Annotated in this window: 23 protein-coding genes and 3 pseudogenes; 12 read left to right on the plus strand and 14 right to left on the minus strand. The window is 61.1% G+C overall.

The genetic code is table 11. The annotated features are described in order from the left end of the window. Positions 1-58 precede the first annotated feature (58 nt). From QIY50_07265 to QIY50_07295, 7 genes are all read left to right on the plus strand, one after another. A complete protein-coding gene (locus QIY50_07265; protein ID WGV21990.1) occupies positions 59-787 on the plus strand; it encodes a LexA family transcriptional regulator in 729 nt (242 codons plus the stop codon). A gap of 141 nt (positions 788-928) precedes the next feature. Then, positions 929-1,324 carry a LuxR C-terminal-related transcriptional regulator gene (locus QIY50_07270; protein ID WGV21991.1) on the plus strand — a complete coding sequence of 132 codons (396 nt, stop codon included), beginning with the start codon at positions 929-931 and terminating at the stop codon, positions 1,322-1,324. An 89-nt stretch (positions 1,325-1,413) separates the two neighbouring features. Continuing rightward, positions 1,414-1,605: a carbon storage regulator CsrA gene (gene csrA / locus QIY50_07275; protein ID WGV21992.1), complete on the plus strand. Its 192-nt coding sequence runs from the start codon at positions 1,414-1,416 to the stop codon at positions 1,603-1,605. Then, positions 1,595-1,822 (plus strand): YlcI/YnfO family protein, encoded by a 228-nt coding sequence (locus QIY50_07280; GenBank protein ID WGV21993.1) that lies wholly within the window; start codon positions 1,595-1,597, stop codon positions 1,820-1,822. Before csrA ends, QIY50_07280 begins: the two co-directional genes overlap by 11 nt. Beyond that, entirely contained in the window at positions 1,809-2,192 is a 384-nt protein-coding gene (locus QIY50_07285; protein ID WGV21994.1) for a hypothetical protein, read from the plus strand. Before QIY50_07280 ends, QIY50_07285 begins: the two co-directional genes overlap by 14 nt. Beyond that, on the plus strand, positions 2,189-2,329 hold the full coding sequence (locus tag QIY50_07290; GenBank protein WGV21995.1) for a hypothetical protein: 141 nt from the start codon (positions 2,189-2,191) through the stop codon (positions 2,327-2,329). Before QIY50_07285 ends, QIY50_07290 begins: the two co-directional genes overlap by 4 nt. Before the next feature lie 206 nt (positions 2,330-2,535). Then, entirely contained in the window at positions 2,536-3,717 is a 1,182-nt protein-coding gene (locus QIY50_07295) for a DUF3596 domain-containing protein (protein WGV21996.1), read from the plus strand. Here the strand turns inward: QIY50_07295 and QIY50_07300 are convergent. The 6 genes and pseudogenes from QIY50_07300 to QIY50_07325 all read right to left on the minus strand — a co-directional run bounded on the left by QIY50_07300 (position 3,714) and on the right by QIY50_07325 (position 9,702). Continuing rightward, a complete protein-coding gene (locus QIY50_07300; GenBank protein ID WGV21997.1) occupies positions 3,714-4,235 on the minus strand; it encodes a hypothetical protein in 522 nt (173 codons plus the stop codon). The genes QIY50_07295 and QIY50_07300 overlap by 4 nt on opposite strands. A 61-nt stretch (positions 4,236-4,296) precedes the next feature. Then, positions 4,297-5,385, minus strand: coding sequence for an AAA family ATPase (locus QIY50_07305; GenBank protein WGV21998.1), 1,089 nt, complete (start codon positions 5,383-5,385; stop codon positions 4,297-4,299). A 422-nt stretch (positions 5,386-5,807) separates the two neighbouring features. Continuing rightward, positions 5,808-5,921, minus strand: a pseudogene (locus QIY50_07310) (integrase). Between the two features lie 32 nt (positions 5,922-5,953). Then, positions 5,954-6,832 carry a WYL domain-containing protein gene (locus QIY50_07315; protein ID WGV21999.1) on the minus strand — a complete coding sequence of 293 codons (879 nt, stop codon included), beginning with the start codon at positions 6,830-6,832 and terminating at the stop codon, positions 5,954-5,956. Between the two features lie 702 nt (positions 6,833-7,534). Then, the gene (locus QIY50_07320) at positions 7,535-8,014 is read right to left on the minus strand and encodes a hypothetical protein (protein ID WGV22000.1); all 480 of its coding nucleotides are present in this window, start codon (positions 8,012-8,014) and stop codon (positions 7,535-7,537) included. 163 nt (positions 8,015-8,177) lie between these two features. Continuing rightward, a pseudogene (locus QIY50_07325) lies at positions 8,178-9,702 on the minus strand (MFS transporter). Positions 9,703-9,878: 176 nt separating this feature from the next. Here QIY50_07325 and QIY50_07330 point away from each other — a divergent pair. Further along, entirely contained in the window at positions 9,879-10,742 is an 864-nt protein-coding gene (locus QIY50_07330) for a LysR family transcriptional regulator (protein WGV22001.1), read from the plus strand. Between the two features lie 57 nt (positions 10,743-10,799). Here the strand turns inward: QIY50_07330 and gabP are convergent, their stop codons facing one another. The 3 genes from gabP to QIY50_07345 form a co-directional block, all read right to left on the minus strand. After that, positions 10,800-12,191: a GABA permease gene (gabP, locus tag QIY50_07335; protein WGV22002.1), complete on the minus strand. Its 1,392-nt coding sequence runs from the start codon at positions 12,189-12,191 to the stop codon at positions 10,800-10,802. 408 nt (positions 12,192-12,599) lie between these two features. Then, complete coding sequence (gene gudD / locus QIY50_07340) at positions 12,600-13,946, minus strand: glucarate dehydratase (GenBank protein WGV22003.1); 1,347 nt, start codon at positions 13,944-13,946, stop codon at positions 12,600-12,602. A gap of 19 nt (positions 13,947-13,965) precedes the next feature. Then, a complete protein-coding gene (locus tag QIY50_07345) occupies positions 13,966-15,318 on the minus strand; it encodes an MFS transporter (GenBank protein ID WGV22004.1) in 1,353 nt (450 codons plus the stop codon). A gap of 261 nt (positions 15,319-15,579) precedes the next feature. On the opposite strand from QIY50_07345, the gene QIY50_07350 reads away from it, so the two are divergent. After that, positions 15,580-16,287, plus strand: coding sequence for a FadR/GntR family transcriptional regulator (locus tag QIY50_07350; GenBank protein ID WGV22005.1), 708 nt, complete (start codon positions 15,580-15,582; stop codon positions 16,285-16,287). A 148-nt stretch (positions 16,288-16,435) separates the two neighbouring features. Here QIY50_07350 and QIY50_07355 read toward each other — a convergent pair whose 3' ends face one another. From QIY50_07355 to QIY50_07370, 4 genes are all read right to left on the minus strand, one after another. Beyond that, positions 16,436-17,446, minus strand: a complete 1,011-nt coding sequence (locus tag QIY50_07355; GenBank protein ID WGV22006.1) for an NAD(P)-dependent alcohol dehydrogenase — start codon at positions 17,444-17,446, stop codon at positions 16,436-16,438. 165 nt (positions 17,447-17,611) lie between these two features. Further along, positions 17,612-18,202 (minus strand): HAD family hydrolase, encoded by a 591-nt coding sequence (locus QIY50_07360; GenBank protein ID WGV22007.1) that lies wholly within the window; start codon positions 18,200-18,202, stop codon positions 17,612-17,614. After that, a complete protein-coding gene (gene tesB / locus QIY50_07365; protein ID WGV22008.1) occupies positions 18,199-19,068 on the minus strand; it encodes an acyl-CoA thioesterase II in 870 nt (289 codons plus the stop codon). Before tesB ends, QIY50_07360 begins: the two co-directional genes overlap by 4 nt. A 95-nt stretch (positions 19,069-19,163) precedes the next feature. After that, on the minus strand, positions 19,164-19,733 hold the full coding sequence (locus tag QIY50_07370) for a GNAT family N-acetyltransferase (GenBank protein WGV22009.1): 570 nt from the start codon (positions 19,731-19,733) through the stop codon (positions 19,164-19,166). A gap of 179 nt (positions 19,734-19,912) precedes the next feature. On the opposite strand from QIY50_07370, the pseudogene QIY50_07375 reads away from it, so the two are divergent. From QIY50_07375 to QIY50_07385, 3 genes and pseudogenes are all read left to right on the plus strand, one after another. After that, positions 19,913-20,600, plus strand: a pseudogene (locus QIY50_07375) (histidine phosphatase family protein). Positions 20,601-20,796: 196 nt separating this feature from the next. Beyond that, on the plus strand, positions 20,797-21,711 hold the full coding sequence (locus QIY50_07380) for a histone deacetylase (protein WGV23015.1): 915 nt from the start codon (positions 20,797-20,799) through the stop codon (positions 21,709-21,711). 148 nt (positions 21,712-21,859) lie between these two features. Continuing rightward, the gene (locus QIY50_07385; protein WGV22010.1) at positions 21,860-23,095 is read left to right on the plus strand and encodes a TIGR03862 family flavoprotein; all 1,236 of its coding nucleotides are present in this window, start codon (positions 21,860-21,862) and stop codon (positions 23,093-23,095) included. Between the two features lie 120 nt (positions 23,096-23,215). On the opposite strand, the gene QIY50_07390 is transcribed toward QIY50_07385, so the two are convergent. Next, complete coding sequence (locus QIY50_07390) at positions 23,216-24,547, minus strand: DEAD/DEAH box helicase (GenBank protein WGV22011.1); 1,332 nt, start codon at positions 24,545-24,547, stop codon at positions 23,216-23,218. Positions 24,548-24,569: the final 22 nt, after the last annotated feature.

The following is a 24,569-nucleotide window of genomic DNA, read 5'->3' on the forward strand; positions in this document are numbered from 1 at the left end:
AGATATGTCCACACCTTTGGTTTTTGACCATCATTACCATCAGTTCTAGGATGAACACATGAAAAAACGAGCCCTCCCCCCCGAACAAGCAGAAGAATGTGCCCGACTCAAAGAAGCCTTCCTTTCTCGAAGGAATCGGAAAGTCACCCAGGCGACAATCGCTGCTGAGCTTGAAATCAGCCAGGCAGCTGTGAGCCATTACCTGAACGGGTACAACCCATTGAACGCTCGTACAGCCGCCGTCTTTGCCAAGCTGCTGGAGGTGCCCGTTTCCAATTTCAGTCCGCGTCTCGCCAACGAGATCGCTTACACCACCGAGGCGGCTCGCATAGGGGAAGCCGCCTCTAGCGAGGAGAGCAATATCAAGCTCACAGCTCAGCCATCAATGTCTTACCGCTATCCCGTAATTAGCTGGGTAGCGGCGGGTGACTGGGCTGAAGCTGTCGAACCGTTCCCGCCAGGATTTTCTGATAGGTACGAGGTTTCGGACTACGAAGCCAAGGGCGCCGCCTTCTGGCTTGAGGTGAAAGGCGACTCAATGACAGCTCCGAGCGGGACGAGCATCACAGAGGGCATGATGATCCTGGTGGATACAGATGCCGATGCCTGCTCGGGTAAACTGGTGGTGGCGAAGCTGACTGACAGCAATGAAGCGACCTTCAAAAAATTGATCGAAGACGCTGGGCGCAGGTTCTTGAAACCTCTAAACCCCGCATACCCCATGCTCCAGGTGAACGGAAACTGCAAAATTATCGGAGTTGTGGTGCGAGCCATGATGAAGCTCTGACCCCTCCCCCCTCGCTCTCACAAAGGCCCGCTTACGCGGGCCTTTTTTTGTGCTACCGAAAAATAATAACCATTGGTATTGACAATAAATTATAACCGTTAGTATCTTTCGATCATCGCCACCCTGCATGGAGCAGCCGACATGAGCACCGAAACCATCACGCTGTCTGGATTTACCGGCTTTCTTGGTCGCGGCGCTGCCCCGCGTGAGCTGGAATGCTTGCTGGCCATTGCTGGAGGCGCATCAGGGAAAGAAGTGGCACGCATCCTTGGCATCAGCGAAGACGGTGTAAAAAAGCGCGTGATAGCGCTTGGCACGAAGTGGGGAGTTACACGACGCGCCGCCCTGGTAGCCGAGGCCTTCAGGCGGGGCGTTATCAGTAACAATGCAGCTGCATTGGCGCTCATCATGGCTATCCACGGAATGATTGGCGACGACCATGCAATGCGCATCCGCCGTGGCGGCAACAGCGGCGAGCGAAAGATTGAAACCCGTATAGCAACCCGGCGCGCTGAGTGCGCCTTGGCGGTGGCATGAAGCTGCCAGCCTGATCTGATCCAACCCTGATTTTGCGAAAGCCAACAACCGCGGCAGGCCCCCGGCTTGCCTGAAAAAGGAGTTTGACCATGTTGATCCTTACCCGTCGCCTAGGCGAAACCATCCGAATCAACGACGACATCACCGTCACCGTGCTCGGCGTTAACGGAATGCAAGTTCGCTTGGGTATCGAAGCGCCTGAAGGCGTAGCCGTTCACCGCCAGGAAATTTATGAGCGCATCCAGGCGCAAAAGGAACAGGAGGTAAGCCATGACCTTTGAATATGGCTCACGCGACGCCGACAAGTTCGTCGTTCGCCTTCCGGACGGCATGCGCGACCGGATTGCAAAAGCCGCCGAGGCAGACGACCGCAGCATGAACTCGCTCATCGTGACAGCGATCCGTAACGAGCTGGACGGCCGGGCACGTGCCAACGCCATCCTCGATGCTCTCACCCAAGCAGCTGAAGCGAAAGGGGTTACCCATGATGCTGCCTGATCGCATCACGCTGGTGCTGCGCGCACCGGAAGGCGGAAGCCTGGAGCAGATCCTACCGTTCGCCCTGCTCGGCGCCCACGTTTCAATCGGCCGCGGGTTGGCTGTAATCGCCGGCGCCAGCCAAGGTGATCTTGTAACCCCGACGCTTGAGCGCGAAGAGTTCTCCATCGACGACCATATCCAGATGGCTGCCGACGCACGCCGGTACCGCCACCTGCGCGACCGCGTCTGCATTGAAGATCCAGGAAGCGATGTACTGGTGTTTCAAGGAGACACTGCCATCGGCGGCGGCGATTTGGATCGCGCTATCGACACAGCCCTGCGCCTGGAAGCCGAACGGCAACAGATGGTGCTGGAGCAGGAGCCATGACTCAAGCCGGCCTGCTCCTGCTGCTGTGGGACGCCCTGCAGCAGCGCGAAACAACCTTTGGACAGGTCCTCGACCTGTCCGCCGCCTGCGGGCTGGACGGGCGACAAGTTCTGGCCGACCACTTCCGGGGCGTGTAGTGACAGATCATCGTGGAAACCAAAACCTGACGCGCCAGGTGGAGTAAGGCAATGCGCTACATGACCGTCAGAAAGTTTGCCAGTGAGTCTGGCTACACCGAGGACGCGATCCGCTCAAAGATCCGCGACGGGATCTGGCGGCTTGGTGAAATTTGGCTAAAGGCGCCGGATGGCCGGACGCTTATTGACATGGAAGGATATGAATCATGGGTAGAGGCGGGAGCGGTGTCAGGGCAGTCTCAGACTCGAGCATCGAGATCACGTTCATGTTCCGGGGTGTTAGGTGCCGCGAGCGCGTCGCGCTCAAGCCCACCGCCACTAATCTGAAGAAGGCCCAGCAGCATAAGGCAGCGATCGAACATGCGATCGCCCAGGGGACGTTCGACTATGCCGTTACGTTCCCTGGCTCTCCCCGGGCCGCCAAGTTCGCGCCAGAGACCAGCCAAGAAACCGTTGGTGGGTTTCTAGCTAGGTGGCTGGCAGCCAAGCAGAAACACATATCGAGCAGTACCTTCGAAGGCTACAGGAAGATCGTCGAGCTTCGACTGGTGCCAGCGCTCGGTCATCACCTAGTGGTGGACTTCAAACGGAAGCTGGTACGCGATTGGCTGGATGGCCTACAGGTAGGCAACAAGACATTGAGCAACATCCAGAGCTGCCTCCGATCTGCACTCAATGATGCCGTCGATGAAGAGTTGCTGGACATCAACCCGCTCGCCGGGTGGACCTACGCCAGGAAGGAAGCGCCGCCGAAAGATGACGATGTGGACCCGTTCTCCCCTGAGGAGCAGCAAGCGATCCTAGCGGCCTTGAGCGGCCAGGCCAGGAACATGGTGCAGTTCGCGCTCTGGACTGGCCTGCGGACAAGCGAGTTGGTGGCGCTAGACTGGGGGGATGTGGACTGGGTGCGGGGGGAGATGATGATCAGCCGGGCGATGACCCAGGCTGCAGGTGGAGAGGCCGAAGTGACCAAGACAGCTGCCGGCCGGCGGTCAGTGAAGTTGCTGCGGCCTGCCATGGAGGCACTCAGGGCGCAGAAAGTGCATACTTTTTTGGCTGACTCCGAGGTATTCCAAAATCCCCGAACGTTGGAGCGCTGGGCTGGGGATCAGCCCATCCGTAAGACGATGTGGATGCCAGCGATAAAGAAGGCCGGCGTGCGGTACCGGCGTCCGTACCAGACTAGGCACACCTACGCGTCGATGATGCTCTCAGCAGGAGAGCATCCTATGTGGGTGGCAAAGCAGATGGGCCACAGTGACTGGACAATGATCGCTAGAATCTACGGGCGCTGGATGCCATCCGCTGATGATATGTCAGGCGAGCGTGCCGAGAACCTCTGGGCAAACTGCATACCGGTGAACGACAAGGCCTTGAAGCAACTTTAAAGCTTCTTCAATTCGGCCTGTAATTCAAAGGCTCTATTAATCACTTTAAATATCTTGAAAAAACCTTCCGCTGAATCATATGTTGAATCGTCGTCATAAAGGTCAAGCATGTATTTAGCGAAGGCTTTCTTTGAAGCATCTCGGATTTTGAACGAGATTAGCTGTCCGTCAGCATCCACGACGGGAGAGCTTTCAAACCATGCGCGCTCATGCCCATAAGCTTCAAGAATCCATTCATCAGGGAAAAGCCCCTCAATTTCTCGGCCATTTGGAAGCAATACGTACTCTCTATTGGCGTTAAAATCATAAGGCTTGTTAGAACAGAATCCAGCCATGGCTTTTGACGCATCTATGCCAGCTTTATCTCCATCAAAAAGCGAGACGATGCATATTTCGGGATTAAGAAGTCCAAAGTTCGCCTTTAAGAAGCCTAATAAATCCGGAACACCTGTAAAATCCTTAATTAAAAAATCATGGGACATCAGTAATGGATACTTTGCCTGAAAGTAGTCAATCATGGAATCCCACACATGCTCAATGTATAGCTTATCAGTTTCACCTTCAACGAAGAGGGTATACTTACCCAAGGCAAAATAGTCGCTTAAATTTCACCCCCAACGATTCTCGAATCGACTGCGTAGCGTCACGATGATTAGGAAACTGACGAATCAAAGTCGATTGAGACTTTCCTTGGCGTGTTACACCCTGAACCACATTGATGTCAGTAGGCACGAAATTGATTGCGTGGGTAGTCTTAACCACGCTCGAGATAGCTGACAATTCATCTAATATCTTCGACGACTGATATGCTAAGGATGGATGCATATACGTCTCGGGCTCTTCAATTAGCCAAATCACATGGACATCAGTTTGTTGTTCAGTGATCCACTTGAACGAGGAAAGCAGCACTGCGGCTTGGACGCCCATGCCCTTGGAATAAATAGAACTAGTATCAGGATCTGAAACATGCAAGTCGAAGCCGGATACTAACTCGTTCATTGCACCATTCGGAATATCGAAACCTACGGTGATTTTATTCAGACCATGAGCCGAAAGCACAGAGTTCATACTATCGGCTACCGCTGATACACTTTTTCGAATCTTGGGCAAATGCTCAGTCAGAGCCTGCCCAACTTTCATTTTAATGAAAGGCGAAACAAACTGACTGTAAAGCTCGTCAATCGATTTTTTTGACGGTATGTAATAGCACTGAAAGGAATCTAAAACCAATTGTATAAAAGCTTTTTGCGCCGTTGAATATTGAGATGCCTTTCCCTCCGGCCTCTTTACTCCCGGGTACACCTGATAAACTGGATTAGAGCCATTGAAGTATACGTTAATCGAAAAACCATCTTGAGGATCTTCAATGCCAAGATACCCTCTAAGCCGCCCCAACCTTTCAAATGCTTCAGCATCATCGCCAGCTGGATCGCCCGTAAAATGACAAGTCAAACTTGTTTTTACAGATTTATCAGAGAAGGAAAGATCAGTATCAGAATTATAACCATGCTTGTTGTCATAGCCTGTAAAAAACATATACAAGGCCATCAGAGCATTTGTTTTTCCTGCATTATTAGGCCCAACCAGCGTTAGGCCTCCAGAAAGAGAAAGTACTTGCTCTTGAGATATGGTTCGAAAATTCTTAATTCGGAGGGTTTCGATCTTCACGGGCAATCCATCGCTTGGCATGCATGCCAAGATGATGGCACAGAATGTCCTACCATGCCCAGTCGGGTAGCGGAGCGTAGCTGAATGGCAGCTTAATGACAGCATCTGGCCCAAATCCCCCAAGGATACGGGCCCTACCGGGGGTTCAAATCCCCCCGGCCCAAATTATCAAACAAAGACGTCCACGGACGTCTTTTTTGTGCCTGAAACCCAGTAAATACGCGGCTTTCAGCACCATCAGGGTCCGATAGCGTCCAGCAGGATCCACGAGATTCGGTATTCCAAGCCATCTACTGGCAATTTTTTGCAATACCGAAACCGCTCTTGGAATACCGCATGCGCGCTCAAGCCACCCTCCTCTCTGACCTCAAAGTCAAAGCCGCCAAGCCTCAAGAGAAGGCTTCGAGGCTGTGTCAGCGGATCTAAACGACCTCCCTGTGCCGATTTTCCTGGATAGCTGACACTGACAGATTACCCGTCGCTGCTTCCTGGATATGCTCACCCCACCAGATCATCATCGGCCGTCTTCGCTCGATGTGCAAAACCGTGAGGTCGACAAGGGACGTCTTTAGTCCAGGCTCAGCCAGAGTTTCAACTCAGCCCGGTTCGCCAACACCAACTGCTGGGCTTCAGGGCGGGCGTCATGCAGGTTCGGATTTACGTGAAATCGTTTCACTACGTACTTCGCCAATGCTTGTGAGCTTTTGACCACAAGCTGCCCATCAGTCATCGCATAGTCCACTTCAATGATCGACCGTTGCGCTGGCGTCAGGCGCTCGTCCGGCTTGAAGATCACATCGATCTTGGTGTTCCACTCCACGTCGTGCTCGACACCATTTTCCGTCTGATCGTCGAGCAGCTCCGGCTCGCCTCGAAAACGGCTCAACACAAAGTCCCGATACTCCCGGTTCTTCTCGCAGTAAGCCCGCACGTGCCAACGCATCCCGGTGTACACCAACGTGTGCGGCGCAATGGTGCGCCCTTCCACTTCCGGGGTTTTGAACGACACGTACTCGATGTCCAGACGCCGCTTTTCACGACACGCCTTGAGCAGTGGCCGCAGCACCTCGGGCCTCACAGAGCGATCGGGTACCTTCAACACTTCAGTGTGCGCGTAAGCTAGGTTCAACCCTTCGATATGCGGCGCACGCTCATCGTTGTGGTTGAGCAGGTCCAGGTAGGCACTGGCGCTGTCGTCGATGAACAACGGTTTGAACTGCCGGGTTGGCACGTAGCCTTTGATCTGCTTGTCGTAGACCAGATTCTTCGAGGCATAGTCGGTGATGTAGGTGTTGATGTCCTTTGATGCCTGCTGCCGGCTGATGCCGAAGCACTGCATCAAGTGGTTGGTGGTCAGGCGCCCCTCCCACCAGACCACCGTTTCGATCAGGCGGTAGCGCAGGGCAAGGTCCCAGCGGATTTGATCCATGCTTTGCTTATGTTTCATCGTGGGCCCTGAATGATTGGCAGTGGGTAGCGACCAGACAAATGACGTGACGTGAAATCCTACGTGTCTGCTCAATTACGATCAACACGCGCTAGATATGTAAAGTATTTATACGTATCAAGCAGACGGTCGAAAATCTCCATTGCGAGAGCGCTTCCCTCTTAAGACCATGCCATCCGCGGCCTGCACGATAGCACATTGCCTTCACCCTCCTATCCACGCGCCAGCCAAGCGCAGGCGGGATCTGCACCAATCCTTTACCTGTACAAGTAGCCAATATAGACGTGTAGCTTTACTAGACATATCGTTTCACTTAACGGCAAACAGCCACTACTCAAGGAAGCGATAAATGGAAACCCTGCAGCTCGCACTGCTGAGCCTAAGCGGCATCACTCTGCTCGTTCTCGTGCTGGTGCACTCTCGGATTGGAGAGGTCTGGGATGTGGTCAGAAACGATCGGGACGTGCAGCGCATCGCTCGGATTCACGGGAGCACGAGAACAATGAGCTGCGCTCCGAGTTGCGCGCTGAACGTGAGCTGGTGGGGCAGCTCCGGCGTCAGGTTCAGATGCTGCTGGGAGTGGCGCCCGAGAGCTGAAGTATCCCGGGATGTGAACGTGAGCCAGCGCAAGCCTGGCTCACGGGTGGGGTACTGCCTACATGAATCGCTGCGCAAAGTGGCGAGTTGCCTAATGCCTGGCTATCACCTGTCTTCGCGGTTTGCAAACGGATCGAAGGCAGGGTCATTCAACTTCAGAATATGATCCCTGATGGCATTTCCTGTCAGCTCGATGAACTGCCTATAAAAATCCTTGCCCAGCTGTAGCAAAGGTGACCCCTCCAAGGAGTCAGCGACGGCATCCAAGGTAATGCTCCCGAACTGTTCAGAGATGATCTCGACGCTGCGCTCACGCTTTTCGGGCTTGTCATAAGGCTTCTGGTACCAGGTCGCGATCTGGTACTGGGCATCTTCTCTCTCCAGCGCTTTGTACAGATGGCTGGCCATCGCAATACTGGTTTCGCGAACCAGCCCGGGGTCGATATCACGCTGCTCAAGCAGCGCTTCAACGGGCTGCCAGGCAACATGAAGCAAGTCGCCGATGGTAAAGCCGGGCATCGGCGGAAACACGCCTGGCGGCAGTTCGGACTGTGGGATTGAAGTTTCGTTGGAGTAATCGTGCACGAGAAGGTCCTTGTCTCAGCATAATCTGGCGATTGCCAGATCCCTTGGCGCCGTTGTCTACGCGTCCTCAATGAGAGTAATCATTTGAATTGGTTGCGCGCAAGGAGCATGTAATGCAACGCGACCTGCCTCCAAAGCCGAACGTCGTTTCAGGCCACCCGGTTCACGATTGCTGTGCTCCCTGGAGGGTTGGCAGTGGCCGGCTCAGCAACGTGCCAACCGATACGGCAAACAGCAGTGCCGCTACGCCCGCAACTTGCAATACAGCTTCGAAACCACCCATGAACGCCTGCCGGGCCAAGGGAGCTACTGCTTGACGCAGGCCTGGGTCGAGCATGGCCAATGCCGCTTGCAGGTCACCTGCGGCAACCCGGGTAGCCATTGCGGCAACCTGGCCCGATTGAGCGGGAGCCACGGTGGCCATGGCCTCATGCAACAATTGCCCGCTGCGGGCAGCTAGCACACCCCCGAGAACACCGATGGCAAGCACGATCGCGCCGAACCGCGTGGTGGTGCTCAGGCCCGAAGCCATGCCGGTACGTTCACGCGGTACGCAAGCCATGATGTTCTTGCGTATCGCCATTGAGCAGCCCGGCGCCAGCGCCCAGCACCACGCTGGCGAGGGCGAATGCGCTATAGCCGCCGTACCCTGCAGCCCAGGCGCACAGCAGGTTGCCCGCCCCTACCAGCACCAGGCCCAGCGCAAACACCTGCGCCGGGCTCAAGCGTGCAGCCAGACGCATGCCCAGGCGTGGGGTCAGCAGCATGGCCACGGCAAACGGCAGCATGCCTGCGCCAGCAGCCAAGGCCGACAATTGCAGGCCGTTCTGCAGGTACAGCGGCAGCAGGGTCATCATCACTTGGGCGCAGGCAGCATAGGCAAACATCCCCAGCAAGGCGCCAACGAAACGCCCGCTGCGCATCAGCCGCAGGTCGATCATCGGCCGTTCCTGGCTGCGCTCGACCATGACGAACAGGCCGAACAGGAAGGCGCTGATCACCAGCCGCCCCAGGGTTTGCGCACTGCCCCAGCCTACCTGGTTGGCATCGATCATCGCCCAGATCAGGTAACCCAGGCTGCCGGCGAAAGTCAGGCTGCCCCATGGGTCGAGCCGTGCCGCAGCGCTGTCACGGGACTCTTCGACACTGCGCAACACCATCACTGCCAGCACTGCCACCAACGGCAAGTTGATGTAGAAGATCCAGCGCCAGCCAAGAGTGCTGGCGATCACCCCGCCCAGTAGCGGCGCAAAAGTGATGGTGGCACCCATGCAGGCGCCCCAGAAAGCCCAGGCGCGCATGCGTTCCTGGGGTTGATGGAAGCGGTTGCCGATCGCGGCCAAGGCCGAGGTCAGCAAAAGCGCCGCGCCAACGCCCTTGGCTGCCCTGGCCAGGTCGAGGAACAGCAGATTGGGCGCCGCGCCGCAGGCTAGCGAGGCGATGCCGAACAGGGCCAGGCCGAGCAGCAGCATGCGCCGGCGGCCAAAACGGTCGGCAAGGCTGCCAGCGGGCAGCAGGCAGGCGGCGAAGGCCAGCAGGTAGGCGCTGACCACCCATTCAATATCGGCGAACGAGCCGGACAGTTCGCGCGCGATGCTGGGCAGGCTGACCGCGACGATGTTGGTGTCGAGAATGATCAGGGCGCAGACCAGGGAGGCGGTGAGCAAGGTGAAACGCGCAGAGGGCATGGTGAGGCTCCGGATGCATAGCGGGTTGGTTCTGGCGGTGTTATTGGCCTGCAAGATCGCCGGGCAGGCTTTGCCGCCAAGCCACCAGCCTTGTAGTGTTGGCCCCAACATAACGCCGCCAGCCCCAAGGCTTGTTAGCCCCGGCGGCCCGTGTCATTACCCTGCAGGTAACACCCATGGAAATCCGCCATTTCCGCTACTTCCTCTGCGTCGCCCGTCACGGCCACTTCACCCGTGCCGCCGAACAGCTGGGCATTGCCCCGCCCACCCTCAGCCGGCAGATCCAGGACATGGAGCGCGAACTGGGCGTGCGCCTCTTCGAACGCAACCAGCGCGAGGTCAATCTAACCGCTGCGGGCCAGGCGCTGTTGGTCGAGGCCGAAAATGCCGTGCGCCAGTTCGACGCTGCGCAACTGGGTGCGCAACGGGCAGCTCGAGGCGAAAGCGGGCGCATCGAACTGGGCTATGTGGCTTCGGCCGCGTACTCGGGCATGCTCCAACAGCAAGTCAGCCGCTACAGCGAAACCTGCCCCGGCGTACGCCTGAACATTCGCGAACTGCCCATGGCCGAACTGCCCGGCATGGTCTGCGACGGCCTGCTTGACCTTGCCTACGTGCGATCGCCGATGGAGCTCCCCGAGGAACTCGAAGCTATCGCCTTGCACCAGGAAGGTTTCGTCCTCGCCCTACCGGCCAGCTCGCGGATCAATGAAGTGCCGCAGATCCCGGCCTCGCGCCTGGCCAATGAAACCTTCATCCTGCCTGAGCAGATCTCCGGCACGCTGGAGGTGGCGGCGCAAGGTCGTTTCGTCCCCAGGCTTGGCCCACAGCCCGGTAGCCTGGTGGCGGTGCTCACCCTGGTGTCACTCGGCCAAGGCATCGCAGTGGTGCCGGAATCGGTAGTGCAGCGCATCAGCCTGCCGCAGGTGAACTACCGGCGAATTGTCGACTGCCATGCCAGCTCTTGGCTCAGCCTGATTCATCGACGTTTCGACAAAGCGCCAACGGCAATGAAGTACATCGAGATGATCAAGGGCTAAAAAAAACAAAGGGCACCCTCCACTGGTGCCCGTTGCCCTGCCGCCAGGTGAACTCAATCACCCCATCGAACGCGCCCCCACCGGTTGCGCATGGCCCCGCGTGGTCACGATCCCCAGGAAGGAAATCACGATCGCCAGGCCCAACGTTGAGGTCACTTCCGCCCGGTGTTCAGGCGTGAACATCATTACTGCCAGCGTCCCGCCGATGAACAGAATCACCGCCCAGGTCAGGTACGGGAACAGCCACATGCGGAACTTCAGCTCGGTGTTTTCCCGCTCCAGGCGGCGGCGCATGCGCAGCTGCGAAATGGCGATGACCATGTACACCAGCAAGGCGATGGCGCCGGAGCTGGCCAACAGGAACTCGAACACGCCCTTTGGCGCGAAGTAGTTGAGGACGGCGATGGCCGCACCGATCAGCGTGCTGCCGAACACCGCCGCACGCGGAACACCGACCTTGGAGGTCTTGTTGAGCATGGCTGGCGCGTCACCGCGCTTGGCCAGCGAGAACATCATCCGCGAGGCAATGTAGATCGAAGAGTTCATGCAGCTGGTCACTGCCACCAGCACCACCAGGTCGACCATGAAGGCCGCGTTGGGGATGTTCATGATCTCCAGCGCACGCTGGTAGGAACCCACCACCGCCAGCTGCGGGTCATTCCACGGCACCACCGATATGATCACGAAGATCGACAGGATGTAGAAGGTGCTGATACGCCAGATCACCGAGCGGGTGGCCTTGGCGATATTGCGCGACGGGTCGCTGGATTCGGACGCGGCGATGGTCACCGCTTCGGTGCCGATGAAGCTGAACATCACGGTGATGAATGCACCGACCACCGCCGACCAGCCCTTCGGCGCGAAGCCGCCGTGCTCGGCCATCAAGCCGCTCAGGCCACTGACCTCGCGGTTGGGCAGCCAACCCATCAGCGCGGCGAAGCCCAGGCCGATGAAGCCGAGAATGGCCGTGACCTTGAGAATGGCGAACCAGAACTCGAACTCACCGTACTTGGCCACGCTGAACAGGTTGGTACCGGCCAGCAGCAGCACCGAGGCCAGGGCGAAGATCCAGCTGTCCACCTGCGGGAACCAGGCGTTCAGCACATGCCCTGCTGCCAAGGCTTCGATCGGAATTACCAGTACCCAGAACCACCAGTACAACCAGCCGATGGTGTAGCCGGCCCAGCGGCCGATGGCCTGCTCGGCGTAGGTGGAAAACGATCCGGTATCGGGGTGTGCCACGGCCATTTCGCCGAGCATGCGCATGACCAGTACCACCAGGGTCCCGGCCACGAAATAGGAGATTATGGTAGCTGGCCCGGCTGCCGCAATGGCATGGCCAGAGCCAACGAATAGTCCGGCGCCGATGATGCCGGCGATGGACAGCATCGTTACATGACGTGGCTTGAAACCTTGTGCAAGGTTGCCATCAGATCCCACGGTGTTCATTGATGTTGTTCTCTTTTTGCTGACACAAGGATGGACGGGCAGGCGTAGGCGAAAATATCTCCTTTGAAATCAATAAGTCGACACGTTGCTCGCGTTCTGTTGTTGATATTTGGAGCGCGTCACAGAGCAATGTGTCAGTGCAGGTCGGGCTTCATTTAAGCCCCCCAGGGCTGCGGGAAATTACACGAGAACGCCCCGGAACTGTTCGATCACGACAGGGTGTTTCCATTAACGCCAGATGTTGCCGATGGCATGCCCGATCGCGTCACCTGGCCGCCTGGAGCTTTTGTTTTTCATTTGGGTGTGTCGTGGCTGTACCGGCCCTTTCGCGGGCTCGCCCGCTCCCACAGGTACTCCACAACCCCAGAACCTGTGGGAGCGGGCAAGCCCGCGAAGAGGCCAGCAGCCTCAACGCACCAGGCAAGGCCGCTTGTTATCGAAGCGCCAGCCCGGGATCAGGAACTGCATCGCCACGCTGTCATCCCGCGCGCCCAAGCCCATGTTGCGGTAGCACTCATGCGCCTTGGCCAACTGGTCTTCATCCAGCTCCACCCCCAGCCCCGGCCGTGCCGGCACGTGCACATGCCCGTCGACGATGCGCAGCGGCTCGCGAGTCAGGCGCTGGCCGTCCTGCCAGATCCAGTGGGTGTCGATCGCGGTGATTTCACCCGGTGCCGCAGCTGCCACCTGGGTGAACATCGCCAGCGAGATATCGAAGTGGTTGTTGGAATGCGAGCCCCAGGTCAGCCCCCAGTCGTTGCACATCTGCGCCACCCGCACCGAACCCTGCAAGGTCCAGAAGTGCGGGTCGGCCAGCGGGATGTCCACCGACTGCAACTGGATCGCATGGCCCATCTGCCGCCAGTCGGTAGCGATCATGTTGGTGGCGGTGGGCAGGCCAGTGGCGCGACGGAACTCGGCCATCACCTCCCGGCCCGAGTAGCCGTTCTCGGCACCGCACGGGTCTTCCGCATAAGCCAGCACATCATGCTTGTCGCGGCACAACGCAATGGCCTCCTGCAATGACCAGGCACCGTTCGGGTCGAGGGTAATGCGAGCTTCGGGGAAACGTTCGGCCAGGGCCGTTACCGCTTCCATCTCCTCCTCGCCGCGCAACACCCCACCCTTGAGCTTGAAGTCGCTGAAGCCATAGCGCGCCTTGGCGGCCTCGGCCAGGCGCACCACCGCGTCCGGGGTCAGGGCCTTTTCGTGGCGCAGGTGGAACCAGTCGTCCTCGGCATCGGCTTCGCTGCGGTAGGCCAGGTCGGTCTGCCGACGGTCGCCGATGTAGAACAGGTAACCGAGCATCTTCACCGCCTCGCGCTGCTGGCCTTCGCCCAGCAGTGCCGCCATCGGTACATTCAGGTGCTGGCCAAGCAGGTCGAGCAGCGCCGACTCGATGGCCGTCACCGCATGCACGGTAATGCGCAGGTCGAAGGTCTGCAGGCCGCGACCAGCCGAATCACGGCTGGCGAAGGTCTGGCGCATGGCATTGAGCACGCGCTGGTAATGGCCGATCGGCTGGCCGACCACCAGGCTGCGGGCGTCCTCCAGGGTCTGGCGGATCTTCTCGCCGCCGGGCACCTCACCCAGCCCGGTATTGCCGGCGCTGTCACGCAGCACCACGACGTTGCGGGTGAAGAACGGGCCATGGGCGCCACTGAGGTTGAGCAGCATGCTGTCGTGGCCAGCGACGGGGATCACGCGCAAATCAGTGACCACGGGGGTGCTGGTGTGAAGGGTGTGCATGTTCATGGTTGTTGTCTCGCAGTCATCAATGGCTCTGACCCAGGGCCGAAGGGGCCGTGAGGTCATCGGAAGGGACGCCCTTTGGGCGAGTGCGTACGAAGAAGATGGCAATGGCCGCCAGCACCGAGGTCACCGCCAGGCCGTACAGGCCGCCCTGGATCGAGCCGGTCTGCTGCTCCAGCAGGCCGAAGGTGGTAGGGGCGACGAAGCCGCCGAGGTTGCCGACCGAGTTGATCAGGGCGATCACCGCAGCGGCGATGCGGGCATCCAGGTAGCCCTGCGGGATCGGCCAGAACAGTGACGACGCCGACTTGAAACCGATGGCCGCAAAGCACACTGCGACAAAGGCGAACACCGGCCCACCCGTGGTGGACATGAACATGCCGATGGCAGCGATCACCAGCGCACCTGCCACCCAGGCCTGCTGGAACTTCCAGCGCGCCGAGCCGGCGGCGAAGGCATACATGGCCAGGATCGAGATCAGCCACGGGATCGAGTTGAAGAAGCCGACCTGCAGGTCGCTGAGGTCGCCCATGCGCTTGATGATGCTCGGCAGCCAGAAGGTGGCAGCGTAGATGGTCAGCTGGATGCAGAAGTAGATCAGGCAGAACAGCAGGATCTGGCGGTCCTTGAGCAGGCGCCAGGCCGATGGCCTGACTGCGCCGACCGCTTCGCGCTCAAGCTGCTCGCGATCGATGGCGGCCACCAGTGCGTCCTGCTCGGCCTGGCTCAGCCACTTGGCGTCCTGCGGCCTGGAGTCGAGCCAGAAGAACACGAAGAAACACAGCGTTACCGAGGCCATGCCTTCGATGAACAGCATCCATTGCCAGCCATGCATGCCCAGGCCCTGGATCTGCATCAGCGCACCGGCCAGCGGCCCGGAAATCAGCGACGCCAATGCCGAACCGCTGAGGAAGATGGCAATCGCCTTGCCGCGCTCGGCGGCCGGTAGCCAGCGGGTGAAGTAGTAGATCACCCCGGGGAAGAAGCCCGCTTCGGCAACGCCCAGCAGAAAGCGCAGCACGTAGAACTGGGTTTCGTTCTGCACGAAGGCCATCGCCGTGGCCACCAGCCCCCAGGTGAACATGATGCGGGTCAGCCACAGCCGTGCACCAACCTTTTGCAGCAGCATGTTCGAGGGCACCTCGAACAGCGCGTAGCCGATGAAGAACAGGCCGGCGCCAAAGCCATAGGCCGCGGCGCTGATGCCCAGGTCGCTTTCCAGGTGCGGGCGGACGAAGCCGATGTTGACGCGATCCAGGTAGTTGACGATGAACATGATGACGAACAACGGCAGGACGTGGCGCTTGACCTTGGCCACGGCGCTGGCCAGGGCTTCGCCGTCATTACGGGCAGACGGAGCGAGGGTATCGTTCACTTGCGGATCTCCCACTAATTGTTTTTGTGCGGGTCGGGGTTGTCTGACATGGCAGTGGGCAGGAGCTTATGCGCAGCGCAGTTGTACGACAAGATCAACAAAAGCAGCAAAATCGCAAAATACAAGCTTGTACGATGTATAAATGCATCGATCATGCGAGAACAAACAAACTACGCGCTGGCTTGAGCACAGAAAAAATCGGCAAAAAATATTTTTATCGATTAACTTGTCGTACAAGCACAACAACAATCGGACCCTACCATGGCCACCGGACACGCCCACCAACGCGGCCACAGCCGCGCCCATGACCTGGTCTCCAGCCTTACCCAGCAGATTTTGCTGGGCACCTTCAAGCCAGGCGACAAGCTGCCCTCGGAGAACGCCTTGGTGCGCGAGCACGGGGTCAGCCGCACGGTGGTCCGCGAGGCCCTGTCGAAATTGCAGGCCTCGGGGCTGGTGGAGCCACGCCACGGTATCGGTACGTTCGTGATGGAGCGCCAGGCCCAGGCCGGCCTGCGCATCGCTGCGGAAAGCGCGGCGAATGTGCGCGACCTGCTGGAACTGCGCATCGGCCTGGAAGGCCAGGCCGCAGCCCTGGCCGCGCTACGCCGTGACGAGGGGCACCTGACGCGCATGCGCCAGGCGCTGGACGACTACCAGGACCTGGCCGCCGCCGGCGACAGCTGCATCGAGGCCGACCGGCGCTTTCACCTGCTGATCGCCGAGGCTACCGGCAACCTGTACTTCACTGAAATGCTGTTGCAACTGGGCAGCGGCCTGATCCCGCGCAACCGCATGGCCCTGGCCGAACGCAGCGGGGCCAAGCTGGCGCGGCAAGCGTACCTGGCGAACCTTGAGCATGAGGCGATCCTCAATGCCATCCGCCGGCAGGACCCGGACGCGGCGCGGGCGGCGGTGTGCCTGCACCTGTCCAACAGCCGCGACCGACTACTGCCCGAACAGGCCTGACACAATCCCTGTAGGAGCGGCCTTGTGTCGCGAAAGGGCTGCGAAGCGGCCCCAGCAATTTTTGCATCGTCGCTGAAATCCTGGGGCCGCTCCGCGGCCCTTTCGCGACACAAGGCCGCTCCTACAAAGAGAACCGCATCAGGCCTGCTTACCAGGTCAGGCAGATCTTGCCGAAATGCCGGTTGCTCTCCTGATAACGGAACGCCTCGACGATCTGCTCCAGCTCGAAATGCTTGTCCACCACCGGCCGCAGGCCGTTGGCATCGATCGCCCGCACCATCGCCTGCTGCTGGGCGCGGCTGCCGACCAGCACGCCTTGCAGGCGAATCTGCCGCACCAGCGCCTGCACCAGCGGCAGCTGCCCGGCCACGCCGGTGAGGATGCCGATCAACGACACATGCCCACCAATGCGCGCGGCAATCATCGATTGCTCCAGCGTCGCCGGGCCGCCCACTTCGATCACATGGTCGACGCCGCGGTTGCCGGTAAGCTCGCGCACTTTCTCACCCCAGTCGGGGGTGCTCTTGTAGTTGATCAGGTGGTCGGCACCCAGGGCCTTCAGGCGCTCCAGCTTGGCGTCGCTGGACGATGTAGCGATCACCGTCGCACCCGCCAGCTTGGCAAACTGCAGGGCGAAGATCGACACACCACCGGTGCCCTGCACCAGCACCGTATCGCCGGGCTTGAGGTGGTCATCGCTCATCAACGCACGCCAGGCCGTGAGACCGGCGGTGGTCAGCGTGGCAGCTTCAGCGTGGCTGTAGCCCTTGGGCGCCAGGGTGAACGCGCTGGCGCGAGCGGTAACCTGTTCACGGGCGTAACCATCGATACCATCCCCGGGCACCCTGGCGAAGCCCTCGACATTGGCCTGGCCGTCGAGCCAGTCGGGGAAGAAGGTGCTGACCACATTGTCGCCAACCTGGAACTCGGTGACGCCACTCCCCACCGCGACCACTTCGCCAGCGCCATCGGCCATGGGGATGCGCCGTTCGCTCGGGCCCCACATGCCGCTGACCACAGCGAAATCGTGGTAGTTGAGGGAGCTGGCGTGCAGGCGCACGGTGATCTCGCCGGCCTCGGGTGAAGAGGCCTCGCAGGTGCCGACCTCGACCTTGTCGTAGCCGCCGCCGGGTTGTACGTAGATGGCCTTGCTGGTCATGGGTGGGGTCTCCGTTCAGGGAATAGATTGGGGTTCAGCATAGACAGGTCCGGCCTCTTCGCGGGTGAACCCGCTCCCAGAGGTTGAGTGCTGCATTTGAGCTCGGCGCGGTCCCTGTAGGAGCTGGCTTGCCGGCGATAGGGCCCGCATTGCCAATACAAAAATTCAGCCCAGCATCACCTTCAATGCCCGGCAATCGGCTGCATGCCAATCCGCCAGCTCCGGCCACGGATTGTCCGGCAGGTTCACCAGCACCGTGCGCGCCCCTGCGGCCCGCCCACAGTCCAGATCAAAGCGGTAATCCCCGACCATAACCAGCTCCGCCGGCGCCACGCCCCACGCATTGGCAATCTTCAGCAGCCCATCCGGGCTCGGCTTGGGCGCCGCTTCGTCACGCCCGAGAATGTGCTCCACAGGGAAGCAGTCCGCCAGGCCGATGGCCTCCAGCGTCACATGCGCCAACGCGCGGGCATTGCGGGTCAGAATGCCCAGCCGGCAACCACGCCCGGCCAGTTCGCGCACCAGTTCCACCGCACCGGTGGCTGCCGTGGAGGCAATCGCCAGGTCGCGCTCATGCTCCAGCAGCCAGGCATGCTTGGCGGCAGCTTCGTCCGCCGGCAACGCCGCCAGGTGGGTGAGGATGTCGTGCTCGGCCGGGATATCCAGCGCCACGCGGATAGCGGCAAAATCGTGCACCGCCACGGTCAGGGTGCCGTCCATGTCGAACACCCAGTTGCGCACCTCGCCCAGGCTCATGCCCAATCCTTGCGATGGCGAATCAGGCCTTCCTGGCACGACGACGCCACCAGTTGCCCGGCCTGGTTGAAGATGTTGCCGCGGCAGAAGCCACGGGCATTGCCTGCCCAAGGGCTGTCGGTGGCGTACAGCAGCCACTCGTCGGAACGCAGGTTGCCATGGAACCACAGCGAGTGGTCGAGGCTGGCGATCTGCATGTCGCGCTGCCACACCGATTTGCCATGGGGCAGCAACGAAGTGGTCAGCAAGCCGAAGTCCGAGGCGTAGGCCAGCAGATATTTGTGCAGGGCGGGGATATCGGGCAGGTTGCCGTCGGCGCGGAACCAGGCGTACTTCACCGGGTCGCCAGGCTTGGGGTTGAAGGGGTCGCGCTCGGTGACCGGGCGGATCTCGATCGGCTTGGCGCACAGCACCTTGTCGCGGATGCGCTCGGGCAACTGGTCGGCCATGGCCCGCGCCAGCTCCACTTCACTGGGCAGGTTTTCCGGGCCGACCACTTCGGGCATCTGTGCCTGGTGCTCGAAACCTTCTTCGTCGTACTGGAACGAGGCGCTGCAGGTGAAGATCGGCTGGCCTTTCTGAATCGCCGTCACTCGCCGGGTGCTGAAGCTGCCGCCATCGCGTACGCGGTCCACCGAATACACCACCGGCAGGCTGGCATCGCCAGGGCGCAGGAAGTAGCCGTGCAATGAATGCACATGGCGTGCATCCTCGACCGTCTGGCTGGCGGCCGACAACGATTGGCCCAGAACCTGCCCGCCGTACAGCTGGCGGAAGCCCAGGTCCTGGCTGCGTCCACGGAACAGGTTCTCCTCGATGGCCTCGAGGCTCAACAGGTCGACCAGGTCATCCAACACATGACTCATCGGGGGTTCTCCTAGCAAGGCAACACGTCTCTACAGCACGCTTGTGAAGGCAAATGATACAGGGTTTGTCATAGGCGTCGGGCATGGCCATGCATTCAGGCGCGCAAGGTACGCTCCCAGTGTGCGCGGTCGATGCGGTACAGCACATGCGGGCGCAGCGGGTGGCCCACAGGCAGGCGGGGGTGTTCGAAACTGCCATTCAGGTCCTGCTGCATACCGATGGCCTGCATGACCTTCTGCGACGGCAGGTTGTTCTCGCTAGTGAACGACACCACCTCTTCCAGGCGCAATTGGGCGAAAGCACAGCGCAGGCAGGTCCATGCCGCCTCGCTGGCGAAACCCAGGCCCCAGTGGCGGCGTGCCAGGCGCCAGCCGATCTCCACCGCCGGCGTGAAGTCAGCATCGAACCCCACGTGCAACAACCCGGTCATGCCGATAAAGGCACCGCTGTCCTTGCGCTCCAGGGCCCACAGGCCAAAGCCGTACTCATTGAAATGCCCGCGTACACGGCCGATCAGCGCAGCCGCCTCCAGGCGCGTCAGCGGCGCCGGAAAGTAGCGCATCACCTGCGGGTCGGCACACAACGCGGCAAACTCGCGCAGGTCGTCGTCGTGCCATTGGCGCAGCACCAGGCGTGCGCTTTCCAGTTGCAGGATAGGGGTCATGGGGCGTGCTCCGGTTTTACCGCCTTGCAGTTTACAGCGTAGGCGCGGGGGCGGGTTTAACCCAGCCGGCGCACCCGAATGCAATTTTCACATGCCCTTCACCCCCCCCCGACAGGCCACTTGGCAGGATGCCCGCCATCACCGCCGCGCCAGCCGCGACCCTGCCAACGGAGCAACGCATGCTATCGAGCAACACCCTGGGGCACCCAGCCATTCACGCCCGGCGCAAGCGACGCCTGACCCGCAAAGCCGTCGGTGCCGCCCTTGGCCTGTGCATGGTGGTGGCGGCGTTGGGCACCTGGCTGGCGACGAGGACGCACATCGTGGACCTTGGCAACGAACAACAACTGAGTGACAGCGGCCTGCTGCAGGACTGGGCCGGCGGTGCGGTGATCGTGATGATCCGCCACGCCGAGCGCTGCGACAGTGCCCCCGGCCCATGCCTGGACGACCCAACCGGTATCACCGTGGCCGGTAGCCAGGCCGCCGGGCGCGTGGGCCAAGGGCTGCACCAGCTGGGTCTGAACAACGCCGACATGCTTAGCAGCCCGAAGCTGCGCACCCGGCAAACCGCGCATTTCACTCCTCGGCCAGGCGGCGGCCAGCGAGGACTGGCTGGAAGGGTGCGACAAGCAGTTCGCCAGCGAAGCACTGGCGCACAAGCGACCGGGGCACAACCTGGTGCTGGTGACCCACAACGGTTGCATCGACCATTTCGCCCGCCAGCAGAACGTAGTGGGTGGCGAGCGGGAAAGCGGCTATGCCAGTGCGCTGTTCGTTTCGGTGGACAGTAATGGCAAGGCGCGCATCCTCGGCCGCTTGAACGAGCCGGACTGGCAGCGGGTATTGGCCAGCACCGCGAAATAGCTCTGGCCCCTGACGCGATCCCTGTGGGAGCGGGCATGCCCGCGAACACGGGCGCAGCCCGGGCCAAGCACCGCGGTGGCTGCTTCGCGGGCGCGCCCGCTCCCACAGGGGCCAGTGACAGCGCCAAAATCAAGTGTTCCCACATCAGTCACCCGCCATGGCAAGATCAGCACTGGCCCTGACTGCGACCCCACCCATGCCGTTGCCGCTGATCTACCACGAAGACTACAGCCCGGAGTTCCCTGCCGAGCACCGCTTCCCCATGGACAAGTTCCGCCTTCTGCACGACCACCTGATCGACAGCGGGCTGACCACCGACCAGGCCCTGCTGCGCCCGGACATCTGCCCCAACGACATCCTCGCCCTGGCACACGACCGCAGCTACATCGAGCGCTACATGAACGGCGAGCTGTCGCGCGAGGACCAGCGCCGCCTCGGCCTGCCCTGGAGCGAGGCCCTGGCCCGGCGTACCGTGCGCGCCGTAGGCGGCTCGCTGCTGAGCGCCGAGATGGCGCTGCAGCACGGCATCGCCTGCCACCTTGCCGGCGGCACCCACCACGCCCATTACGACCACCCTGCCGGCTTCTGCATCTTCAACGACCTGGCCGTGATCAGCCACTACCTGCTGGCGGCTGGCCGGGTGCACCGGGTGCTGATCTTCGACTGCGATGTGCATCAGGGTGACGGCACTGCACGCATCCTGCACGACACACCAGACGCCATCACCGTGTCGCTGCACTGTGAACAGAACTTCCCGGCGCGCAAGGCGCAAAGCGATTGGGACATCCCCCTGCCCCGCGGCATGGGCGACACGGCCTACCTGAAGGTGGTGGACGACGCCCTCAACTACCTGCTGCCGCTCTATCGACCCGACCTGGTGCTGTATGACGCCGGGGTCGATGTGCACAAGGACGACGCCCTGGGCTATCTGCAACTGACCGATGCAGGCGTTGCCGCCCGTGACGAGGCAGTGCTGCGCCACTGCCTGGGCCGCGACATCCCGGTGGTGGGGGTGATTGGCGGTGGCTACAGCAAGGACCGAGCAGCCCTGGCCAGGCGCCACGGCATCCTTCATCACAGCGCAGCACGCGTCATCGGTTGTTCACAATGACTGTGGAACCGCTTGTGGATAACCTGCGGGAAAGCCGCTGCAGCCCTTTACTGGCGAGGCCTGCAGAGCACTGATCGTTTTTTGAGCAGTGTTTCCTCAGGCCGCGCTGCGCTAGAATGCGCCTCTTTTCCACAGCCTGCTGCCTACCATGCCCGATCTGAGCCCCGCCTCCCCTCCCCTCGCTGTCGTCATCGGCGGCGGCCCAGCCGGCCTGATGGCCGCCGAAGCAATGGCCCAGGCGGGCCTGGCGGTCGAGGTGTTCGACGCCATGCCTTCGGTGGGCCGCAAGTTCTTGCTGGCGGGTGTCGGGGGCATGAACATCACCCACTCCGAGCCCTACCCGGCGTTCGTCAGCCGGTATGCCGAACGCCAGGGCGAAATTGCTGCGCTGCTGCGCGATTTCGATGCCGACGCCTTGCGCCAGTGGATTCACGGCCTGGGCATCGAAACCTTCGTCGGCACCTCGGGCCGGGTGTTCCCCGCCGACATGAAAGCCGCGCCACTGCTGCGCGCCTGGCTCAAGCGCCTGCGTGACAGCGGGGTAGTTATCCACACCCGTCACCGCTGGTTGGGCTGGAATGCCGAGGGTGCCTTGCGGATTGCTTATCCACAGGGCGAGCGGCTGGTAAAGGCCACCGTAGTGGTGCTGGCGCTGGGTGGCGGCAGTTGGGCGCGACTGGGTTCGGACGGTAGCTGGCAACCATTGCTGGCCGAACGAGCTGTGGATATTTCACCCTTGCAGCCCAGCAACTGCGGCTTTGAAGTGGCAGGCTGGAGCGCGCTGCTCAAGGACAAGTTCGCCGGGGCGCCGTTGAAGAACATTGCCCTCAGCATTCCCGGCGGCGCGCCGCGCAAGGGCGAGTTCATCCTCACCGCGCAGGGTGTGGAAGGCAGCCTGGTATATGCCTGGTCGGCGCCGGTGCGCGAGGCCATCAACCGTGACGGCCACGGGATGTTGCTGCTCGACCTTTTGCCGGACAAGCCTGTGGACAAGATTGCCCAGGCGCTGGCCAAGCCACGGGGTTCGCGCTCCATGGCCAAGCACCTGCACAGCCAGCTGGGTATCGATGGGGTAAAGGCGGCGCTGTTGCGCGAGCTGACCGATCAGGCGACCTTTGCCGACCCTGATGCGTTGGCGAGGTCGATCAAGGCGTTGCCGATCACGCTGGTGCGCACACGACCGCTGGATGAAGCGATCAGCAGCGCGGGTGGGGTGCGTTTCGAGGCGCTGGATGAGGGCTTGATGGTCAAGGGCATGCCGGGGGTGTTCTGTGCCGGCGAGATGCTGGACTGGGAAGCGCCGACCGGGGGGTATCTGCTGACGGCGTGCTTTGCCAGCGGCTTGCGCGCGGGGCGGGCGGCGGTGGATTGGCTCAAATCCTGACACATACTCGATCCACTGTGGGAGCGGGCGTGCCCGCGAACACGGGCGAAGCCCGTGCCATGCATCGCGGTGCCTGCTTCGCGGGCATGCCCGCTCCCACAGGGGCCAAGCTTCCCCAGGCTACGGCTTACGCTTGCGGGGCCCACCATTGAAACTAGGCACCTTGCGCACCGCCTTCACCGCCGGCTCCGCACTGCCTGCTTCAGCACTGTCCATCCAGCGCCCCAACCCGCGCTTGGCGCTGTTTTCCTTCGGCTTCTTGGGCTTCTTCGGCTTCTTGATCACCTGGCCACTGGCGTCGGTCATCGGCACTCGGTGGTCGGGGATGAAATCAGGCTCTTCATGACGCGGCAGGGTCTGCCGGGTCAGCACTTCGATCGCCGCCAGCAGTTGCACTTCATCGGCACACACCAGCGAGATCGCCTCGCCCTTGTTGCCCGCCCGCCCGGTACGCCCGATGCGGTGCACGTAATCCTCGGCAACGATCGGCAGGTCAAGGTTGACGACCAGCGGCAAGTCATCGATATCCAGGCCGCGGGCGGCCACATCGGTCGCCACCAGCACCTGGATTTCGCGGGCCTTGAAGCTGTCCAGCGCACGCTGGCGGGTGGCTTGCGGGCGATCACCGTGGATGCCGTCGGCATTCACACCCTCGGCCAGCAAGCGCTCCACCAGTTGGTCCACACCATTGCGGGTCTTGGCGAACACCAGCACCTGCTTCCAGCGCTGCTTGCGCAGCAGGTAGCAGAACAGGTCGACCTTGCGTTTTTTGTCCACAGGCACCAGCCACTGCTTGACGCTGGTGGCCGTGGCATTGCGCGGGCTTACTTCGATGCTCAGCGGGTCGTTCAGTGCCAGCCCCGCCAGCATGCGAATCTGGTCGGAGAAAGTGGCGGAGAACAGCAAGGTCTGGCGCTTGCGTGGCAGCGCGGCGTACACCGACTGCAGCTCTTCGGCAAAGCCCAGGTCGAGCATGCGGTCGGCTTCGTCCAGCACCAGGGTCTGCACCTGGTTGAACTTCACGGCGTTCTGCCGGAACAGGTCGAGCAAGCGCCCCGGGGTGGCTACCAGCAGGTCGACACCACGACGCAGGCGCATCATCTGCGGGTTGATGCTGACCCCGCCATACACCGCGTAGGTGCTCAACGGCAGGTTCTCGGCATACTCGCGCACGTTGTTGTGCACCTGCTCGGCCAGCTCACGGGTGGGCACCAGCACCAGCGCGCGGATCGAGTTGCTGGCTACCTTCTCGCCTTCCAGCGCCAGGCGCTGCAACACTGGCAGGGCAAAACCTGCGGTCTTGCCGGTGCCGGTCTGGGCCGCGGCCATCAGGTCGCGGCCGGCCAGCACGGCGGGGATGGCCTTGGCCTGCACCGGGGTCGGGGTGGTGTAGTCCAGCTGCTGCAGGGTGCGCAGCAGCGGTTCGATCAGGCCGAGTTTGGCGAAATTCATGGCAATACCGTCAGGGGGTTCA

The sequence above is a fragment of the Pseudomonas putida genome (assembly GCA_029953615.1).
Lineage (GTDB): Bacteria > Pseudomonadota > Gammaproteobacteria > Pseudomonadales > Pseudomonadaceae > Aquipseudomonas.

Bases quoted from the DNA above. Each gene is read 5' to 3' on its own strand.
- QIY50_07265 (WGV21990.1), top strand. From the start codon at position 59: ATGAAAAAACGAGCCCTCCCCCCCGAACAAGCAGAAGAATGTGCCCGA.
- QIY50_07270 (WGV21991.1), top strand. From the start codon at position 929: ATGAGCACCGAAACCATCACGCTGTCTGGATTTACCGGCTTTCTTGGT.
- csrA (WGV21992.1), top strand. From the start codon at position 1,414: ATGTTGATCCTTACCCGTCGCCTAGGCGAAACCATCCGAATCAACGAC.
- QIY50_07280 (WGV21993.1), top strand. From the start codon at position 1,595: ATGACCTTTGAATATGGCTCACGCGACGCCGACAAGTTCGTCGTTCGC.
- QIY50_07285 (WGV21994.1), top strand. From the start codon at position 1,809: ATGATGCTGCCTGATCGCATCACGCTGGTGCTGCGCGCACCGGAAGGC.
- QIY50_07290 (WGV21995.1), top strand. From the start codon at position 2,189: ATGACTCAAGCCGGCCTGCTCCTGCTGCTGTGGGACGCCCTGCAGCAG.
- QIY50_07295 (WGV21996.1), top strand. From the start codon at position 2,536: ATGGGTAGAGGCGGGAGCGGTGTCAGGGCAGTCTCAGACTCGAGCATC.
- QIY50_07300 (WGV21997.1), bottom strand. From the start codon at position 4,235: ATGATTGACTACTTTCAGGCAAAGTATCCATTACTGATGTCCCATGAT.
- QIY50_07315 (WGV21999.1), bottom strand. From the start codon at position 6,832: ATGAAACATAAGCAAAGCATGGATCAAATCCGCTGGGACCTTGCCCTG.
- QIY50_07330 (WGV22001.1), top strand. From the start codon at position 9,879: ATGGAAATCCGCCATTTCCGCTACTTCCTCTGCGTCGCCCGTCACGGC.
- gabP (WGV22002.1), bottom strand. From the start codon at position 12,191: ATGAACACCGTGGGATCTGATGGCAACCTTGCACAAGGTTTCAAGCCA.
- gudD (WGV22003.1), bottom strand. From the start codon at position 13,946: ATGAACATGCACACCCTTCACACCAGCACCCCCGTGGTCACTGATTTG.
- QIY50_07350 (WGV22005.1), top strand. From the start codon at position 15,580: ATGGCCACCGGACACGCCCACCAACGCGGCCACAGCCGCGCCCATGAC.
- QIY50_07355 (WGV22006.1), bottom strand. From the start codon at position 17,446: ATGACCAGCAAGGCCATCTACGTACAACCCGGCGGCGGCTACGACAAG.
- QIY50_07360 (WGV22007.1), bottom strand. From the start codon at position 18,202: ATGAGCCTGGGCGAGGTGCGCAACTGGGTGTTCGACATGGACGGCACC.
- tesB (WGV22008.1), bottom strand. From the start codon at position 19,068: ATGAGTCATGTGTTGGATGACCTGGTCGACCTGTTGAGCCTCGAGGCC.
- QIY50_07370 (WGV22009.1), bottom strand. From the start codon at position 19,733: ATGACCCCTATCCTGCAACTGGAAAGCGCACGCCTGGTGCTGCGCCAA.
- QIY50_07380 (WGV23015.1), top strand. From the start codon at position 20,797: ATGCCGTTGCCGCTGATCTACCACGAAGACTACAGCCCGGAGTTCCCT.
- QIY50_07385 (WGV22010.1), top strand. From the start codon at position 21,860: ATGCCCGATCTGAGCCCCGCCTCCCCTCCCCTCGCTGTCGTCATCGGC.
- QIY50_07390 (WGV22011.1), bottom strand. From the start codon at position 24,547: ATGAATTTCGCCAAACTCGGCCTGATCGAACCGCTGCTGCGCACCCTG.